The organism is Pseudomonas sp. USTB-Z, assembly GCF_019691255.1.
Taxonomy (GTDB): Bacteria; Pseudomonadota; Gammaproteobacteria; order Pseudomonadales; family Pseudomonadaceae; genus Aquipseudomonas; species Aquipseudomonas alloputida.
In genome coordinates, this window is sequence record NZ_JAECZP010000024.1 from 77,652 (window position 1) to 96,139 (window position 18,488).

17 protein-coding genes are annotated in these 18,488 nt (G+C 62.0%); 10 read left to right on the forward strand and 7 right to left on the reverse strand.

Annotation, left to right across the window (positions count from 1 at the left end; all coding sequences use genetic code 11):
- Positions 1-15: 15 nt before the first annotated feature.
- The 4 genes from I8746_RS22770 to I8746_RS22785 all read right to left on the reverse strand — a co-directional run bounded on the left by I8746_RS22770 (position 16) and on the right by I8746_RS22785 (position 6,086).
- Positions 16-1,395: an OprD family porin gene (locus I8746_RS22770; protein ID WP_003255254.1), complete on the reverse strand. Its 1,380-nt coding sequence runs from the start codon at positions 1,393-1,395 to the stop codon at positions 16-18.
- A 228-nt stretch (positions 1,396-1,623) separates the two neighbouring features.
- On the reverse strand, positions 1,624-3,216 hold the full coding sequence (locus I8746_RS22775) for an ABC transporter substrate-binding protein (protein WP_221101078.1): 1,593 nt from the start codon (positions 3,214-3,216) through the stop codon (positions 1,624-1,626).
- Positions 3,217-3,363: 147 nt separating this feature from the next.
- Positions 3,364-4,989 (reverse strand): ABC transporter substrate-binding protein, encoded by a 1,626-nt coding sequence (locus I8746_RS22780; RefSeq protein WP_019750529.1) that lies wholly within the window; start codon positions 4,987-4,989, stop codon positions 3,364-3,366.
- A 380-nt stretch (positions 4,990-5,369) separates the two neighbouring features.
- A complete protein-coding gene (locus tag I8746_RS22785) occupies positions 5,370-6,086 on the reverse strand; it encodes an SIMPL domain-containing protein (protein ID WP_003255248.1) in 717 nt (238 codons plus the stop codon).
- 202 nt (positions 6,087-6,288) lie between these two features.
- Here I8746_RS22785 and I8746_RS22790 point away from each other — a divergent pair, with 202 nt between their 5' ends.
- The 7 genes from I8746_RS22790 (at position 6,289) to I8746_RS22820 (ending at position 12,001) form a co-directional block, all read left to right on the forward strand.
- Entirely contained in the window at positions 6,289-7,545 is a 1,257-nt protein-coding gene (locus I8746_RS22790; protein ID WP_014589781.1) for an ATP-binding protein, read from the forward strand.
- Entirely contained in the window at positions 7,545-8,105 is a 561-nt protein-coding gene (locus I8746_RS22795; RefSeq protein ID WP_003255244.1) for a response regulator transcription factor, read from the forward strand. The genes I8746_RS22790 and I8746_RS22795 overlap by 1 nt, the downstream gene beginning before the upstream one ends.
- A gap of 108 nt (positions 8,106-8,213) precedes the next feature.
- A complete protein-coding gene (locus I8746_RS22800) occupies positions 8,214-9,293 on the forward strand; it encodes a serine hydrolase (protein ID WP_221101079.1) in 1,080 nt (359 codons plus the stop codon).
- Complete coding sequence (locus tag I8746_RS22805; RefSeq protein WP_221101080.1) at positions 9,290-9,586, forward strand: amidase; 297 nt, start codon at positions 9,290-9,292, stop codon at positions 9,584-9,586. Before I8746_RS22800 ends, I8746_RS22805 begins: the two co-directional genes overlap by 4 nt.
- A 44-nt stretch (positions 9,587-9,630) precedes the next feature.
- A complete protein-coding gene (locus tag I8746_RS22810; RefSeq protein ID WP_003255241.1) occupies positions 9,631-10,212 on the forward strand; it encodes a YceI family protein in 582 nt (193 codons plus the stop codon).
- 1 nt (position 10,213) lies between these two features.
- Complete coding sequence (locus tag I8746_RS22815) at positions 10,214-11,371, forward strand: phosphatidylserine/phosphatidylglycerophosphate/cardiolipin synthase family protein (protein WP_014589784.1); 1,158 nt, start codon at positions 10,214-10,216, stop codon at positions 11,369-11,371.
- Positions 11,372-11,422: 51 nt separating this feature from the next.
- Complete coding sequence (locus I8746_RS22820) at positions 11,423-12,001, forward strand: DJ-1/PfpI family protein (RefSeq protein ID WP_003255238.1); 579 nt, start codon at positions 11,423-11,425, stop codon at positions 11,999-12,001.
- A 30-nt stretch (positions 12,002-12,031) separates the two neighbouring features.
- On the opposite strand, the gene I8746_RS22825 is transcribed toward I8746_RS22820, so the two are convergent.
- On the reverse strand, positions 12,032-12,430 hold the full coding sequence (locus I8746_RS22825; protein ID WP_019750534.1) for a nuclear transport factor 2 family protein: 399 nt from the start codon (positions 12,428-12,430) through the stop codon (positions 12,032-12,034).
- A gap of 115 nt (positions 12,431-12,545) precedes the next feature.
- Between I8746_RS22825 and I8746_RS22830 the strand changes: the two genes are divergently transcribed.
- The gene (locus I8746_RS22830; RefSeq protein WP_003255235.1) at positions 12,546-13,136 is read left to right on the forward strand and encodes a GNAT family N-acetyltransferase; all 591 of its coding nucleotides are present in this window, start codon (positions 12,546-12,548) and stop codon (positions 13,134-13,136) included.
- Positions 13,133-14,005, forward strand: a complete 873-nt coding sequence (locus tag I8746_RS22835) for a carbon-nitrogen hydrolase family protein (RefSeq protein WP_020193316.1) — start codon at positions 13,133-13,135, stop codon at positions 14,003-14,005. The genes I8746_RS22830 and I8746_RS22835 overlap by 4 nt, the downstream gene beginning before the upstream one ends.
- Positions 14,006-14,124: 119 nt before the next feature.
- On the opposite strand, the gene I8746_RS22840 is transcribed toward I8746_RS22835, so the two are convergent.
- Together I8746_RS22840 and I8746_RS22845 are read right to left on the reverse strand one after the other, a co-directional pair.
- Positions 14,125-15,648, reverse strand: coding sequence for a fumarate hydratase (locus tag I8746_RS22840; protein WP_003255232.1), 1,524 nt, complete (start codon positions 15,646-15,648; stop codon positions 14,125-14,127).
- Between the two features lie 348 nt (positions 15,649-15,996).
- The gene (locus tag I8746_RS22845) at positions 15,997-17,244 is read right to left on the reverse strand and encodes a hypothetical protein (RefSeq protein WP_047603314.1); all 1,248 of its coding nucleotides are present in this window, start codon (positions 17,242-17,244) and stop codon (positions 15,997-15,999) included.
- A gap of 178 nt (positions 17,245-17,422) precedes the next feature.
- Here I8746_RS22845 and I8746_RS22850 point away from each other — a divergent pair, with 178 nt between their 5' ends.
- A complete protein-coding gene (locus I8746_RS22850) occupies positions 17,423-18,343 on the forward strand; it encodes an iron-sulfur-binding ferredoxin reductase (RefSeq protein ID WP_221101081.1) in 921 nt (306 codons plus the stop codon).
- Positions 18,344-18,488 lie beyond the last annotated feature (145 nt).

The following is an 18,488-nucleotide window of genomic DNA, read 5'->3' on the forward strand; positions in this document are numbered from 1 at the left end:
CCAGGGCGCCGACGGTCAGAGAATGTTGAACGGAATGGTGGTGACCACGCGGAACTCATCCAGGCTGCCATCGCCCTGGGCCTTGCTGGCGCGATGGGTGGTGTAGGTGGCGCGTATGCTGGTGTCTTTCAGCGGCCCGCTCTGCAGCGCGTAGCTGGTGCCGATACCCCACTCGTAGTGGGTTTCGCCATCCAGGCCATTCACGTCGTAGGCAGTGCCGCGGTAGTGAGTGCCGTCGATACCCCAGCCGCGGGCGTTGTACAGGTTGAACTTCAGGCCAGGTACGCCATAGGGCGCCATGTTCAGCACATAGGAAATCTGCAGCGATTTCTCGTTGGGGCCGTTGAAGTCCGACAGCAGCGAGTTGGCCAGGAAGATGCCGTTGGTTTCGTGCAGGTAGTCGAAGTACTCATTGCCGTTGACCTGCTGCCAGGAGGCGCTGAGGGTGTGGGCCTGATGGGTCAGGCCCAGTGACAGGCTGTAGGTGTCGTTGTCGATCTTGCCCATTTTCTGGCTGCCGGCGTCGACGGTCTTGTAGTAGTTCAGGCCGGTGCTCAGGCTGAGCACTGCGCTGTCGCCGAGCACATGGTTGGCGCCGAAGTAGTACTGGTTCCAGAAATCGTCGACCTTGGTGGCGTACAGGCTGGTACTCAGGCTCTTGAACGGCTGGTAGTTGATGCCGGCGGTGCTGGCGCGGTCGGTTTCCACGCCGGTGGCGCTGTACTCGCTGCGGAACTTGCTGAGGCTCTGTTCGGTACGTGGCGAGACGCGGTCGAAGGTGCCCAGGTCGAGGCTGAGGTTGTCGAATTCAGCGCTGTGCAGGAACGCGCCCTGGAAGCTCGAGGGCAAGGCGCGGTTGCCGATGTAGGCGATCATCGGCGTGTCCACCGACTGGCGGCCAAGGGTAAGGGTGGTGTTGGACACGCGCGCCTTGATATTGCCCAGGCCCAGTTTGCTCCACTGGCCGACGGGGTCGCCGTCGCTGTGGGTGAGGGTGCGGTTGTTGGGGCCGGCAATGGCTTCGCGGCTCTGCTGCAGGGCGATGGCGTTGTAGCCGGCAGCCTCGACGGCGAAGCCCACGGTGCCCTGGGTGAAGCCGGAGCTGTAATTGAGGATGGTGCCCTGGACCCAGTTTTCACGGCTGTGGGTGTCGTGGCGGGTGCCGTCGTTCTTGTAGTACTTCCACAGCGGCGCGCGTGCTGCACGTTCGCGGGCATACCAGTTGCGGGTACTGCCGGACAGGCTTTGGCCGTCGATGAAGCCGCTGGCTTGCGCTTGCTCGCTGCTGCTTTTGAGGGTGAGCGGGAGGTAGTCCTGGCTCTGCGGATCTGCCTGGGCCACCGTGGAAAAGGCACCGATGGATAACGCCAGTGCGGTCAAGGTGAATACTTTCAAGGTTAAAGCTCCCTTTCTTTTCTAGTTATGGCCGGCCTTGTGGGCCGGGTGATTGCTGCGGTGTTGCCAGGGGTGCCGCGGGATCGCCGGGCAGAATCGGGGCGTTGTGTTGGCCGTTCTGGCCTCGTCGCGGGCAAGCCCGCTCCCACAGGTAGGGCGCAGTGTCCGAACCTGTCGAGATCCTGTGGGAGCGGGCTTGCCCGCGAAGAGGCCGGTACTGGCTAACGCTTAATCAACACTCACACCGGAAAAATCATTGCGCCCAAACGGGCTGACCTTGAACTGGGAAACCTTGACGCTAAGCGGCTGGCTCACGGTGGAATGCGCCACCGGCGTAATCGGTACCTGCTGCTTGAGCCGCTGCTGGGCCTGCTGGTACAGGGCGGTGCGTTGCGTACGGTCGGTCACTTGCTTGGCCTGCTTGACCAGGCTGTCGTACTGCGGGTCGCACCACTGCGAGTAGTTGTTGCTGCCGATGGCATCGCAGCTGTAGAGGGTGCCCAGCCAGTTGTCCGGGTCGCCGTTGTCACCGGTCCAGCCGATCAGGGCGATGTCGTGCTCACCGTTTTTCATGCGCTTGAGGTATTCGCCCCATTCGTAGCTGACGATGCGCACCTTGAAACCGAGTTTGCTCCAGTCGGCCTGGAGCATTTCGGCCATCAGCTTGGCATTGGGGTTGTACGGGCGTTGCACCGGCATGGCCCACAGGGTGACCTCGGTGCCAGGTTTGACACCGGCCTGCTGGAGCAGCTGTCTGGCCTTTTCGGGCGCGTACGGGGCGTCCTTGATGCTGTCGTCATAGGACCACTGGGTTGGTGGCATGGCGTTGACCGCCCGTTGGCCGGCGTCCTGATACACCGCCTGGAGGATGGCTTTCTTGTTGACCGCCATGTCCATTGCCTGGCGCACTTCCAGGCGGTCGAATGGCGGGTGCTGGGTGTTGTAGGCGATGTAGCCGAGGTTGAAGCCTGGTTGCTGGAGCACCTGCAGTGTGCTGTCGGCCTTGAGCGCCGGCAGGTCGGCCGGGCGTGGGTGCAGGGTGACCTGGCATTCGTTGCGGCGCAGTTTCTGGATACGCACCGAGGGGTCGGTATTGATCGAGAACACCAGGTTGTCGATCTTCACCTCGTTCGCTGCCCAATAGTCCTTGTTGCCCTTGTAGCGGATCTGCGAATCCTTCTGGTAGCGCTGGAACACGAACGGCCCGGTACCGATAGGCTGCTGATTGATGTCGCTGGGGCGTCCACTGGCCAGTAGCTGTTCGGCGTATTCAGCGGAGAGGATGGAGGCGAAACTCATGGCCAGGTTCTGGACGAACGCGGCATCGACGGTGTTCAGGGTGAACACCACGGTCAATGGGTCGGTCTTCTCGACGCGGGCGATGTTCTTGTCCAGGCCCATGCCGTTGAAATAGGGAAACTCGGTAGGGTAGGCCTGACGGAACCGATGCCCCTTGTCGAGCATGCGGTTGAAGGTGAACAGCACATCGTCGGCGTTGAACGTGCGGCTCGGGCTGAAGGCCTTGTTGCTGTGGAACTTGACCCCTTCACGCAGGTGGAAGGTGTAGCGCAGGCCGTCGTCGGACACCTCCCAGTGCGTCGCCAGGGCCGGGTGCACGGCGGTGCCGCCACGTTCGAACTCGACCAGGCGGTTGTAGATGGGTTCGGCGGCGTCGTTGTCGGTGGCGCTGGTGTACTGGGCGGTGTCGAAGCCAGCTGGGCTGCCCTCGGAGCAGAACACCAGATTGTTGGCCAAAAGGGACGGGGATTGGCTGATCAGGCCCAGGGCCAGCAGGGTCGAAAGGCGTTTGACGTGGCGCATGGCAGTTCCTTTTTCATCTGTTTGCGCCGCCTCGGGGTGCGAGTGGCGGCAACAGTTAGCCGACCCCGCAGCGGATAGCCGCAGGACGACATGAAAGGGTGGCAAGGAGGGAGGGGCACCCGCCGCTCAGCGGGTGCCACGGTCAGCCTATTTGTCCACGCTGACGCCGTAGAAGGCGTTCAGCGCGAATGGGCTGATCTTGAAGTCCTTCACCTTGGCGCTCATGGGCTGGTAGACGGTGGAGTGGGCGATCGGGGTGATCGGTACCTGCTCCTTGAGGATGTGCTGCGCCTTCTGGTACAGCTCGGTACGTTTGGCCTGGTCGGACGTGGCCTTGGCCTGCTTGATCAGATCGTCGTAGGGCTTGTAGCACCACTTGGAGAAGTTGTTGCCATCGACGGCATCGCAACCGTAGAGGGTACCCAGCCAGTTGTCCGGGTCACCATTGTCGCCGCTCCAGCCGATCAGCATGGCACCCTGTTCGCCGCCTTTGGAGCGCTTGATGTACTCGCCCCATTCATAACTGACGATCTTCGCCTTGATACCGATCTTGGCCCAGTCGGACTGGAGCATTTCGGCCATCAGCTTGGCATTGGGGTTGTACGGGCGTTGCACGGGCATGGCCCACAGGGTGATTTCGGTGCCTTCCTTGATGCCGGCTTCCTTGAGCAGTTGCTTGGCTTTCTCGGGGTCGAAGGCGGCGTCCTTGATGCTGTCGTCATAAGACCACTGCGTGGGCGGCATGGCGTTGACCGCCAGCTGGCCGGCGCCCTGGTATACCGACTCGATGATCTTTTTCTTGTCCACGGCCATGTCCAGCGCCTGTCGGACTTTCAGCTGGGCCATGGGGTTGGCCTCGTTGCTACCCTTGATCTTGTCCATCACGTTGTAGGCGATATAGCCGAGGTTGAAGCCGGCCTGCTGCGGCATTTGCAGGTTCTTGTCGGCTTTTAGCGGCTCGATGTCGGCCGGGCGTGGGAACAGGGTGACCTGGCACTCGTTCTTTTTAAGCTTCTGCATGCGCACCGAGGCGTCGGTGGTGATGGCAAAGATCAGGTTGTCGATCTTCACGTCCTCGGGCTTCCAGTAGTCCTTGTTGCCCTTGAAGCGGATCTGCGCGTCCTTCTGGTACTTGCTGAACACGAACGGGCCGGTGCCGATCGGCTTCTGGTTGATGTCGGCGGCCTTGCCATTCTTGAGCAACTGGTCGGCGTATTCGGCGGACTGGATCGAGGCAAAGCTCATGGCCAGGTTCTGGATGAATGCGGCGTCCACCTCGTTGAGGGTGAACTTCACCGTGTGCTCGTCAAGCTTCTCCACCTTGGCAATGTTCTTGTCCATGCCCATGTCGGTGAAGTATGGAAACTCGGTGGGGTACGCCTTGCGGAACGGGTTGTCCTTGTCGAGCATGCGGTTGAAGGTGAACAGCACGTCGTCGGCGTTGAACGGGCGACTGGGCTTGAAGTAGTCGGTGGTGTGGAACTTGACCCCTTCACGCAGGTGGAAGGTGTAGGTCTTGCCGTCGTCGGACACTTCCCATTTGGTCGCCAGGCCCGGGATGACCGCAGTGCCGCCGCGCTCGAACTGGGTCAGGCGGTTGAACACGGTCTCTGCCGAGGCGTCGAAGTCGGTCCCGGTGGTGTACTGCCCCGGATCGAAGCCGGCTGGGCTGCCTTCGGAGCAGAACACCAGGTTGGATGCGGCGACGGCCGACGGTGCGCCGCTGAGCAAGCCTGCACCCAGCAGGAACGGAATGACTGCGTGTTTGAGCATGGTGGCCTCATTGTTGTCATTTTTTGGATGAGGTGGCCTCGTGAGCCGACCTGCGGATACTTATGCAGGGGGTGTTCCCAATGCAACAGGTACAAGGATAGTTGGCGTCAGAAAAGTGGTACGACCGTACATGGATGTCGCATCGGTATAACTTTTGGCGAAGTTAAACGTTTGCGTAGGCAAAATGATGGCGTTTTGCGCGATGTTTCTAGGCAAGGGTAAACGTAGGACGCACCTTGATGGTGCGTAAGAAAGGTCTGAAAATCGTGAAAATGGCGCGTTCACCTGTAGGAGCGGGTTTACCCGCGAACACGGGCGAAGCCCGTGCCATCCACCGCCGTGTCTTGCTCGCGGGCTCCCACAGATGATGCGTGGACGCCTTATGGCATCTGCACTTCGATCAGGCCATCGGCATTCATGCTCACTTCACTGGTGCCCGCCTCGATATCTGGCGCCGGTGCTGCTTCATCAGCCCCCATGGCCTTCATCGCCATCGGCGCGCTACGCAAGTACGGGCGCGGGTAGCCGCTGCTGTTGAGGTTCAGGCTCACCACTTTGTAGCCTTTGCCACCCAGCGCTTCAGTCGCCAGTTGCGCGCGTGCCTTGAAGGCATCGACCGCATCCTTGAGCAGAGCATCCTCGCTGGCCTTGCGCGTGGCCGGGGCGATGGAGAAGTCCATGCCAGCCATTTTCAGCTCTTGCAACAAATCGGCGGTAAGCTGGGACAAGGCCGGGAAGTTGGCGCTTTCAAGGCGCAGTTCGGCGCGTTCGCGCCAGCCGGTAATTTTCTGGCCCTTGCTGTCATACACCGGGTAGCTGTTGCGGCTGCCTTGGCTGATCTTCACGTCCTTGACCTGGCGTGACTGCTGCACGGCCTTGTTCATGGTTTCGGTAATCTGCTTGGCGAGCTTGCCCGGGTCGCTGTTCTGCGCTTCGCTGTACAGGGTCACGACCATCAGGTCGCGCGCCACTTCCTTGCTGACTTCGGCACGCAGCGATACCTGGTTGAAACGCGGTTCATCGGCGGCCAGTGCCGGCAGGCTGGCGAGCAGGCCGCAAGACATGATCAGAGCAGCGCCGCGACGTGGGATTTGCATGTGGTACTCCTTGGCATTTGAAGGCGTGGGGGCTGGTCATCCATTCCACGCATGGCCCATAGGACCGGCAACAGTGTAGTGGGTTCAAAAGTGCCATCATGAACCTGTGACAAAGTGTGGCGCTTTGCCGCATCGCTGCAGCGAGGCGCCCGGCTTCGGTATACTCCAGCCGATTTTTCTGGAGCACTCATCAGGAGAGCTCATGCTCGCCGCCGTACAACCGTTGTCCGCTACCCGCCAGAACCTCTGGCGCCTGACCGTCATTCGGGTCCTGGTCCTGGCTGCCCAGGCCGGCTCGGTGGGCGTTGCCTACTGGACCGAACTGCTGCCGTTGCCCTGGCTGTCACTGGCCGGCACCTTGGCCTTGTCTTCGTTGCTGTGTGCCTTCACGGCCCTGCGCCTGCGGCTGTCGCTGCCCGTCACCGAAATGGAGTACGCCCTGCAGCTGGCCTGTGACCTGCTGATCCACAGTGCCTTGCTGTATTACTCCGGCGGCTCGACCAACCCGTTCGTGTCGTATTACCTGGTGCCGCTGGCGATTGCCGCGGTGACCTTGCCGTGGCTGTATTCGCTGATCCTGTCGGGCATTGCGCTGACGGCCTACAGCTTGCTGCTGGTGCAGTTCTACCCGCTCGAAGGGCTGCCGATGGCGCGGGACAAGATGCAGGTCTACGGCATGTGGCTGAGCATTGCCCTGGCGGCGGCTGTGATCACCTTCTTTGCCGCGCGCATGGCCGAAGAGCTGCGCCGCCAGGAGCAGCTGCGTTCAGAGCGGCGTGAAGAAAGCCTGCGCGACGAGCAACTGCTGGCTGTGGCTACCCAGGCCGCCGGTGCCGCCCATGAACTGGGTACGCCGCTGGCGACCATGAGCGTGCTGATCAACGAAATGCGCCAGGACCACACCGACCCGCTGTTGCAGGAGGACCTGCAGATCCTCCAGGACCAGGTAAAGCTGTGCAAAGAGACTTTGCAACAGCTGGTGCGCGCAGCCGAAGCCAACCGGCGCCTGGCCATCGTGGAGCAGGATGTGACCGCCTGGCTGGACGAGGCGCTCAACCGCTGGCACCTGATGCGCCCGGAAGCCAGCTACCGCTTCCAGCGCCTGCGTGACGGTAAGGTGCCGCGTCTGGCGCCGCCGCCAGACCTGACCCAGGCGTTACTGAATCTGTTGAACAATGCCGCCGATGCCTGCCCTGATGATCTGGAGGTTCGCCTGGACTGGGACGCCCAGGACATCGTCATCAGTATCCACGACCATGGTCCTGGTGTACCGCCAGCCATTGCCGAAGCCATTGGCAAACCTTTTATTACCACCAAGGGCAAAGGCTTCGGCCTGGGCCTGTTCTTGAGCAAGGCCAGCGTGACCCGTGCGGGCGGCTCGGTGAAACTCTATAGTCATGAACAGGGTGGCACCCTGACCGAACTGCGCCTGCCCTATGGCAAGCGAGGAGATGAATGATGAGCGAAGAAAACCAGGTCGAAAGCGAAGAGCTGCCGCACCTGCTGCTGGTGGATGACGATGCCACCTTCACCCGGGTCATGGCCCGGGCCATGAGCCGTCGCGGTTTCCGTGTGAGCACTGCCAGTTCTGCCGAAGAAGGCTTGATTCTGGCCCAGCAGGACCTGCCGGACTACGCCACGCTGGACCTGAAGATGGATGGCGACTCCGGCCTGGTGCTGCTGCCCAAGCTGCTGGAACTGGACCCAGAAATGCGCGTGGTGATCCTGACCGGGTACTCGAGCATTGCCACCGCAGTGGAGGCGGTCAAGCGCGGTGCCTGCAACTACCTGTGCAAGCCGGCTGACGCTGATGATGTGTTGGCAGCACTGCTGTCGGAGCACACCGACCTGGATACCCTGGTGCCGGAAAACCCGATGTCGGTCGATCGCCTGCAGTGGGAACACATCCAGCGCGTGCTGAACGAGCATGAAGGCAATATCTCGGCCACCGCGCGGGCGCTGGGCATGCACCGACGGACGTTGCAGCGCAAGCTGCAGAAGCGGCCGGTTCGGCGCTGATTCTGTATTGATGATGTTGGCCTGTTCGCGGGGGCATCCGCTCCTGCAACTGTGAGCGCGGGCTTGCCCGCGAAGGGCTGCAAAGCAGCCCCCATCAAGGCGAGCACGATGAAGGTACTGTTGGTCATCCTTGCGCTGGTTGCAGGTAGCGCCAAGGCGGAGGACTGGCCTGACCCGCAGTGGCAGAACGACCCCGCCACCCTCGACTGGCAGGCCGTCGACGCTTACGCCTTTCCTGCACGCTCCCCCTCGGAGCGCAGCGGCATCCGCACGGACGCTCTGCTGATCATCCGCGACGGGCGTATCCTCCACGAGCGCTACACCGCGCCCACCCGTGCCGCCACCGCGCACCTGACCTGGTCGGTAAGCAAGAGCGTACTGGCCACGATAATGGGCGTGGCCCAGGGCGAAGGCCGCTTCCAGCTGCAAGACCCGGTCAGCCGTTTCTATCCACCCATGCGCGCCCACCCAGGCGTGCGCGTGGCCGACCTGCTGCACTGGGCCAGTGGCCTCGAGTGGCAGGAAGACTACGAATACGCGCCGCTGAAGTCCTCGGTGGTGGCCATGCTGTATACCCGTGGCCGCGCAGACATGGCTGCCTACGCGGCGGCGCAGGGTGCCGCCGCCAGCCCCGGTCAGCGATTCCTCTACTCCAGCGGCGACAGCAACCTGCTGGCCGCCGCGCTGCGCGGCATGCTCGATGCCGGGCAGTACCCCGACTACCCCTGGCACGCACTGTTCACCCCGTTGGGTATCGGCAGTGCGGTGTGGGAGCGTGACCGGGCAGGCACTTATGTAGGCTCTTCCTATCTCTACCTTAGTGCCCGTGATTTGGCCCGTATTGGCCTGCTGATGTTGCGCGACGGGCGCTGGCAGGGCCGACAATTGCTGCCCAAAGCCTGGGTGGCCTTCAACCGCACCCCGTTTGCCCAGGCCCAAGCGCTGCCTGGTGAGGCCGTCCCGGGTGGCCATTGGTGGCTCAACCAGCCGCTGGCTGGCGCCGAGCGGCCTTGGCCCAGTGCACCGGCAGACACCTTCGCCGCCCTTGGCCACTGGGGGCAGGCGTTATATGTGCTGCCTGAGCAAAAGCTGGTGATCGTGCGCTACGCCGATGACCGCGACGGCAGCTATCGACACGACGAACTGCTCAAGCGGGTGCTGGCGGTACTGGCCGGGGAGGGGGCATGAAGCGGCTATTGCTGCTGGCGCTGGCAGGGCTCCTGTTCTGGGCATGGCAGGAACGCCAGGCGCTGGCGGACTTCCCCGGCATACTCTCGGCCTACTCGGCCAAGGAATACTGTTCCTGCCGCTTTGTCATGGGCTTCGACAAGGTGTACTGCCAAGGGTACGTGAAGCAGTGGCTGCCACTGAACCTGCTGGAGGAAAACAGCCAGCAGCAGCGAGTCACCGCTGAAGGCCTGGGGCGGCGCAGCCAGGCGGCCTGGCAAGGCGCGCGTGAGGGCTGCCGCTTGCTGCCATGAATGCAGGCGGGTAAGGTTGGCGGCCTGGTTTCACGAGATCTGTCATGTTCAAGTTGCCCCGTCTGCTGCCTGCCTTATTGCTGGCTTTGTGCCTGCCCGCTCATGCCAATTGGCACTTGGATGGCGAATCTTCACGGCTGTCATTCATCACCGGCAAGAACGGCGACACCGCCGAAGTGCATCGCTTTCTGGTGTTGCATGGCACGGTCGATCGCAAGGGTATGGCCGGGTTGAGGATCGAGATGGACTCGGTGAGCAGCGGTATTCCGCTGCGTGACGAGCAAATGCGCGACAACCTGTTCGAGGTCGAGCGCTTCGCCGAGGCCACAGTGAAGGCGCAGATCGACCTGCAGCCGATCAATGACCTGGCCGACGGTGCTCAGATCGAATTGCGCCTGCCGCTGACGGTCACCTTGCATGGCCAGTCGCACAGCTACAATGTCCTGTTGCTGGCCACCCGCCTGGATGCGCGGCGTTTCCAGGTGGTGACCCTTGAGCCTCTGGTGCTGCGCGCCGAAGATTTTGGCTTGCTGCCGGGGCTGGAAAGCCTGCGCAAGTTCGCCAGGTTGAAGTCCATCAACCCGTCGGTACCGGTTAGCGCGGTGCTGATCTTCACTGCGCGCTGACATGGCGGGGCCGGTCTTCCCCTGGCGGGATGGCAATCAGTTCGAACTGCTTATCGACGGCCCTGCGTTCTTTCCGCGCATGCTCCTGGCGATCATGCGTGCCGAGTTCCAGGTTGACCTGGAGCTGTACCTGGTCGAGGCCGGTGCCTGTGCCGAGGCGGTGGTCGACGCGCTGGAGCAGGCTGCCCGGCGTGGCGTGCGGGTGCGGTGCCTGTTTGATGACTACGGTTCATTGGCCTTCAACAGCGCGTTGCGTCAGCGCCTGCTGGACGCTGGCGTGTACTTGCGCTGGTATAACCGCCTGCGCTGGAAGCGTGGCCTGCGTAACCTTTACCGTGATCATCGCAAATTGCTGCTGGTTGACGAACGTTGGGCCGTGGTGGGGGGGACGGGCGTTACCGACGAGTTCTGGACGCCCGGTGAGGCGACCAGCGAATGGCACGAAGTGATGGTGCAGATGCAGGGGCCGGTGGTGAGCGACTGGCAGTTGCTGTTTGACCGTCAGTGGCAAGCCAACAACCGCCGCACCGCCTGGCGCCCTGCTGAAGGCTTTGGCCTGCCGCGTCTGCCCAAGGTGCCTGCGCAGGGGCAGGGCATGGGCCGGGTCGCTTATGCCGACGCCCGCCAGCACCAGGACATCCTGCACGCGCTGGTACGGGCGCTGAACAGCGGCAAGAAACGGGTGTGGCTGGCCACGCCGTACTTCCTGCCGACCTGGAGCGTGCGCCGTTCATTGCGTCGGGCCGCCAGCAAGGGCCTGGACGTGCGTCTGTTGTTGACCGGTCCGCGCACCGATCACCCCTCGGTACGCTACGCCGGGCATCGTTACTACCCGCGTCTGTTGCGCGCGGGCGTACGGATTTTCGAGTACCAGCCGTGCTTCCTGCACCTGAAGATGGCTGTGGTAGACGACTGGGTCAGCGTCGGTTCGTGCAACTTCGACCACTGGAACCTGCGCTTCAACCTTGAAGCCAACATCGAAGCGCTGGACCCGCCGTTGACAGCGGCGGTGGTGGCCAGCTTCGAGCGCGACTTCGCCCAGAGCGAGGAAGTCGACCTCGCCCACTGGCATGCGCGCCCTTTGTGGCGCAGGGTGAAGCAACGGATCTGGGGCTGGCTTGATCGGTTGGTGGTCAACTTCCTCGACCGCCGTGACTGACAGCGGCTATCGTGCAGTGACTATTCACAGTTAACCGAAGGAGTGGGCGAGATGACGGCGAAGAAAATTCTCATGCTGGTGGGCGACTACGTCGAAGATTACGAAGCGATGGTGCCGTTCCAGGCCTTGAGCATGGTGGGCCACACGGTGCATGCGGTGTGCCCGGAAAAGCTGGCGGGGCAGACCGTGCGTACCGCGATTCATGACTTTGAGGGTGAACAGACCTACAGCGAAAAGCCAGGGCACAATTTTGCCCTGAATTATGATTTCGTGCGGGTGCGGCCCGAGAGTTATGACGCGCTGCTGATCCCAGGTGGCCGCGCGCCGGAGTACCTGCGCCTGAATGAAAAGGTGTTGGACCTGGTGCGGGCGTTCGACCAGGCCGGCAAGCCGATTGCGGCGGTCTGCCATGGGGCCCAGCTGCTGGCAGCGGCAGGGGTGCTGGAGGGGCGTGAGTGCAGCGCGTACCCGGCATGTGCGCCAGAAGTGCGCCTGGCGGGTGGCACGTTCATCGACATCGCGGTGGACCAGGCGCATGTGGATGGCAACCTGGTGACCGCACCGGCATGGCCCGCGCACCCGGCCTGGCTGGCGGCGTTCCTTCAAGTGCTGGGCACGCGTATTGTCTGACAGGCTTGATTGAATTGGCTGCGGGTTGCTTCAGGCAACCTGCTCAACCCAGTCATTGAGGTTGTAGTAGTTGGTCACCCGGGCAATCTTGCCACAGTGAATATAGAAGAACGCCCCCGCCGGCAGCACATAGGTCTGGCCGTTTGCTGTCGGCAACCCTTCGTCATCGGCCAGGTATTGGCCATGCACGGTGAACTCCGCCGCCGCGCGGCTGCCATCGGCGTTCTGCATCACCACGATGTCGGCCAGGCGCTCGCGGTAGCAGCGGTTCATCTTGTCCATGAACGCGGCGAACCTGGCCTTGCCCATCTGACGCTCGCCCTGGTTGATGTCGTGGATCACGTCTTCGCTGAGCAGCGCCAGAAACGCCGGCATGTCACCCGCGTTGAAGGCGGCGTAGTAAGCATTTACCAGTTCGGTTGCGGTCATGGAACATTTCCTGTCGTGTAGGGAAAAGGCGGGTCGTTAACTCGGATGATAGGGTTTCCCCTCAAGCCCGGCTTAGCCGAGCGCGTCATCCACATCGACAAAACGACCGCCAAACATGGAAATACGCCTGTTGCACGGTGCCGCTATCGCGCCTTACATCGATGACCTCGCTCGCCTGCGCCTTACTGTGTTCCGCGAGTTCCCCTACCTGTACGACGGCACCCCGGAGTACGAGGCCGACTACCTGGCCAACTATGCCCGCTCCGGGCGCAGCCTGGTTGTGCTGGCGCTGGACGACGGCAAGGTGGTCGGCGCCTCTACCGGCCTGCCGTTGGTGGATGTCGCGCCCGAATTCCAGCAGCCATTCCTGGCCCAGGGGCGCGACCCGGCCAGTGTGTACTACTTCGGGGAGTCGCTGGTGTTGCCGGCATACCGCGGACAGGGCCTGGGGGTTCGCTTCTTCATCGAGCGCGAGTCCTACGCACACAAACTGGCCGAGTTCGATTACTGCGCGTTCTGCGCGGTCGAGCGACCCGGTGCGCACCCGCGCCGGCCAGCCGAGTACAAACCCCTGCACGGCTTCTGGCGCAACCGCGGCTTCCTGCACGACCCATCGCTGCGTACCACCTACGCCTGGCGCGACCTGGACGAGCAGGAAAGCTCCGACAAGCTGATGTCGTTCTGGCTCAAGGCACTGCCGATATGATCCGCCTGGCAGCCTGCCAGTACGCCATCGAGCTGCACGAAACCTGGGACGCCTACGCCGACCACCTGCAAGGCCTGTGCGCCGAAGCGGTGGAGGCGGGGGCACGCTTGCTGCTACTGCCGGAGTACGCCGGGCTGGTGCTGAGCGGCCAGCTGAATGCCGGGCAGCGGGAAGACCTGAAGGCATCGATTGCCGGCATCCAGCCGCTGATCGAACCCTGGAAAGCGTTGTGCGAGAGCCTTGCCCGACGCTGGGGGATCTACCTGCAACCGGGCAGTGTGCCGGTGCTGGACAACGATGGGCGCTACCGCAACCGTGCCTGGCTGTTCGGCCCCCAGGGTGTGCTGGGTTATCAGGACAAACTGATGATGACCCGCTTCGAGCGCGAGCAGTGGGACATCGCTGCAGGCCAGGGGCTGCAGGTGTTCGAAACCGAACTGGGGCGCTTGGGCATTCTGATCTGCTACGACAACGAGTTCCCGATGCTGGCCCGCCGCCTGGCCGAGTGTGGTGCCGATCTGATCCTGGCGCCAAGTTGTACCGATACCGAAGCCGGTTATCACCGGGTGCGTATCGGCGCCCAGGCGCGCGCCCTGGAGAACCAGATTGCCGTGTTGCAGAGCCCTACGGTGGGGGTGGCGCCCTGGTCGCCGGCATTGGACGAGAATATCGGCCGGGCAGGCTTGTTCGTGCCGCCGGATCACGGGATGCCGGGGGATGGGGTGGTGGCGTTGAGCGAGCAGTTGAACCCGGACTGCAGCCAGTGGCTGGTGTGTGAGGTAGATCTGCAGGAAGTGCGTCGGGTGAGGCGGGAAGGGCAGGTGTTTACCTGGCGGGACTGGCCGGAGCAGTTCGAGAGAGTCCTGTGATGACAGTGCGGCCTCTTCGCGGCCAAGGCCGCCCCCACAGGTAACGCGTAGCCTTCTGGCTTGCGCTGTACGTGTGGGAGCGGGCTTGCCCGCGAAGCCGCCGCCGCAGTTACATCAGGTTACTTCACTTCGACGGCCAGGCTTTCGGCAATCTTGCTCTGCCACAGGGCAGGGCCAGTGATGTGTACCGACTCGCCGTTGCTGTCCACAGCGACGGTCACCGGCATGTCCTTGACCTCGAACTCGTAGATCGCTTCCATGCCCAGCTCGGCGAAGGCCAGTACCTTCGACTTGCGGATGGCCTGGGCGACCAGGTAGGCAGCGCCGCCAACAGCCATCAGGTACACGGCCTTGTTGTCCTTGATCGCCTCGATGGCGGTCGGGCCACGCTCGGACTTGCCGATCATGCCCAGCAGGCCAGTCTGCTCAAGGATCTGGCGGGTGAACTTGTCCATACGGGTAGCAGTGGTCGGGCCGGCTGGGCCTACCACTTCGTCACCCACCGGGTCGACCGGGCCGACGTAGTAGATGAAGCGGCCTTTCAGGTCTACTGGCAGCTCTTCGCCACGGTTGAGCATTTCAACCATGCGCTTGTGCGCGGCATCGCGGCCGGTCAGCATCTTGCCGTTGAGCAGGATGGTTTCGCCCGGCTTCCAGCTGGCCACTTCTTCCGGAGTAATGTCGTCGAGGTTGACGCGACGGGCGCTTGGGCCGGCTTCCCAGACGATTTCCGGGTAGGCGTCCAGCGACGGCGCTTCCAGTTCTGCCGGGCCGGTGCCATCAAGCACGAAGTGGGCGTGGCGGGTAGCGGCGCAGTTGGGGATCATGCACACCGGCAAGGACGCCGCGTGGGTCGGGTAATCCATGATCTTGACGTCGAGCACGGTGGTCAGGCCACCCAGGCCCTGGGCGCCGATGCCCAGCTGGTTGACCTTGTCGAACAGCTCCAGGCGGATTTCTTCCAGGCGGTTCTGTGGGCCACGGGCTTTCAGTTCGTGAATGTCGATGGACTCCATCAACACTTCCTTGGCCATGACCGCGGCCTTCTCGGCGGTACCGCCGATGCCGATGCCGAGCATGCCAGGTGGGCACCAGCCAGCACCCATGGTCGGCACGGTTTTCAGTACCCAGTCGACGATCGAGTCGGACGGGTTGAGCATGGCCATCTTCGACTTGTTTTCCGAGCCGCCGCCCTTGGCTGCGACATCGACTTCCACCTTGTCGCCGGGGACGATGGAGTAGTGGATCACTGCCGGGGTGTTGTCCTTGGTGTTCTTGCGGGCACCGGCCGGGTCGGCCAGGATCGAAGCGCGCAGGACGTTTTCAGGCAGGTTGTAGGCGCGACGCACACCTTCGTTGATCATGTCGTCGACGCTCATGGTGGCGCCATCCCAGCGCACGTCCATGCCCACGCGGATGAACACGGTGACGATACCGGTGTCCTGGCAGATTGGACGATGGCCGGTGGCGCACATGCGCGAGTTGATCAGGATCTGGGCGATGGAATCGCGTGCAGCAGGCGACTCCTCACGCAGATAGGCCTCGTGCATGGCCTGGATGAAATCGACGGGGTGGTAGTACGAGATGAATTGCAGGGCGTCGGCGACGCTCTGAATCAGGTCGTCTTGCTTGATCACGGTCATGCAGCGCGCTCCTCTTAAAGACGGGAACATTCAAAAAGACGCTCGACATAGCCGACCAGCACGTCGAAGCGCCTTGCAAGGCGCCGGCAGGTCAGGCCGACGGAAAAAGGCGCGGCAGTATAGCGCGCATCCGTGCCCGGCACACCTGCGGCCGGTCTGGACCATGGTCGGTAACGGGCAGGCATGGTTTTTCTGCCAAGCGTGACGTCGCAGGCGACAGGTATCCAAGAGGCTGAGTGGTGATAGGGGGTGAGCCGACTGAAGAATATGGAGGGTACAGGCCGAGCTCGTGCACGGGTTAAGGTGAACTCGGCCTTTGATCACTACAACGTAGCAGAGGTGATGGGGTCAACTGTCCGTGTTGCAACGGAGTAAAAAGCCCACGCGGGCACGACCGGACTCGAAATCGGTTCCGCAGATGATGGTTTTGCCAGTCACCTCGGCGCTGGATCTCACGGCAATATCCATGCTGTCACCCAATGCAATGCGTCCCCAGCCGCGGTTTTCACCAAATGCTGTGTCAGGAGTTCCGTCAAGGTTGAAGCGCCCGACGACGACATCAGCTTCTTCACCGCCTAACGTGGAACCGGAGGTGATAATTTTCTCCAGGGAACGGTTGACGTATCCGCTTGTCCACTGCCCGCCCTCGCCACCAAATTCGGTGGTGCCGCCGAAGCCGGGGATTTTCGAGCCGCTGCGCGTAAAGGCCGTCAGGTAGCCTTTTTGCAGGCCCACGGAGGCGATGCAAACGATGCTGCCTTCATCATTCAGCGTATCCAGATCATGGAAATACAACCCGCTCGCGAGCTCCGATAGTAAATATCCATTCGCACCAAACTCTCCATCTTCCAAACCGGTGTCTTTCAAGCAGACTATGTAGGGGCCACTGTCGTCCTTGATTGTAGTGATGCCGCAGACATAGATTTTTCTGCCTGTGATCAAGCAGACTCTTCCGGAGCTTTCGGAAGATTGAGGAGGGGTCAGGAATTTATATCCAACCTTATTGAAGCTGGTGTCGTAATCTCCGTCGAAGTTAAACTTCATCAGCACGCTGTGTGACCAGGGGTACTGGTAGGTAACAAAAACTCCGTCTGTGCTGGATATGCTGGTGAGGGGCGGTGCCGCTGCCGGATTCGTTGTCGGATTTGTTGAGGACTTCGGAGGTGCCGGGGGCAGTTCGATGACCTTGTGTCCATGGCTGCCGAATCGGGTGTCCAACTGCCCGTTCGCAGTGAAACGAGCCAGCGCCGGCAACTCCAAGTTGGTCGATGGGTCGCGGCAGGTGCCCGTGATGATGATGTGCTCGCCGTGCAGATGAATGCCTGCGGATGAAGAGTTGAAGCCCTCTTTGAAGGTTCCGGTAGCCAAGCCGCCTTTGCCAAACGTAGTATCCAATTTCCCGTTGTGGTCTATGCGCATGAGCGCATAACCCAACGCATCGCCAATACGGGTCTGACCTACGCACAGGCGCCATTTATCATCTTTGGCTGAGACTGTTGAGGCGTTTATTGACACCAAGTTCAGGTCTGGATAAGCAATGCCTTGTTCGCCATAGTCAGGGTCTAATAGTTCTGATTTTATAGGTGTGAATTTCATGATGGGTACCTCCACGCTTGAGGAGATCCCAGCGTGATGTGTTAACCATCAAGGTTAAACTGTCAAATTTGTCAGTTGACACTCAATTCGTTGATTGTAAAAAATAATTCTGCCGTCGCTGTGGTACATTCGCCATGAAACCCGCCGTCGGGTTCCTTGTTTTGGAGAAACTGTAATCATGCCCATAATCTATGTGGGCTTGCGCCGTTGGACTGTGCCCATTGGCAGCAACCTGCTCGATGCCCTCAACGAGGCGGGGCTGAATGTGCCTTACAGTTGCCGTGCTGGCAGTTGCCACGCCTGCCTGGTGCGCTGCCTGGAAGGGCAACCGGCAGACGCATTGCCCGAGGCATTGGCGTTGGAGAAGCACGCCCAAGGCTGGCGTCTGGCTTGCCAGTGCCGGGTGGTCGAGGACCTGCGTGTGGCGCTATACGACCCCTTGCTGGGTGGTGTACCGGCACAGGTCTGTGCGTTGGACTGGTTTGGCGATGTATTGCGCCTGCGGTTGCGCCCCGATCGGGTGGTGCGTTACCAGGCGGGGCAGCACGTGGTGCTGTGGCTAGGCGCGGTTGCTCGGCCTTATTCCTCCGCCAGTCTGCCGGGTGAGGACGATTTTCTCGAGTTTCATATCGATTGTCAGCGGCCGGGTGCCTTTTGCGACAAGGCGCGTGGTCTGCAGGTCGGGGATCAGATGCGTTTGGGGGAATTCAGAGGCGGAGCCCTTCATTACGACCCAGATTGGCAGGAGCGGCCGCTGTGGTTGCTGGCTGCGGGAACCGGGCTGGCGCCGCTCTGGGGTATCTTGCGCGAAGCGTTGCGCCGGGGGCATCGGGGCGAAATCCGGGTGGTGCATGTGGCGCGGGATCCGGCTGGGCACTATCTGGCGGAGAAGCTGCTGAAGCTGCCCGGGGTGAGTGTCGAGCTGGTGCTGGTGGAGCATGTGGATGAAGCGTTGGCCAGGATGCGGCTGTTGTCGCGCCAGACGGTGGCGCTGCTGTGTGGGGCACCGGCGAGTGTCGAGCGGTTTGCCCGGCGCATGTTCATGGCAGGGGTACCGCGGGGGCAGGTGTTTGCTGATGTGTTCGTCGAGCATGCCTGAGGGGCGCCTTGAAGTGCGAAGGGCCGCAAAGCGGGGAAGTGTCAGATTTTTTGTGTGCGGGCCGGTAACGGCCTGCCGTCAGGCAGGCCTTGATTTCACCAGGTTGGCCTGATGAACCGATCTCCGTACAGAATCGCAAATTGAT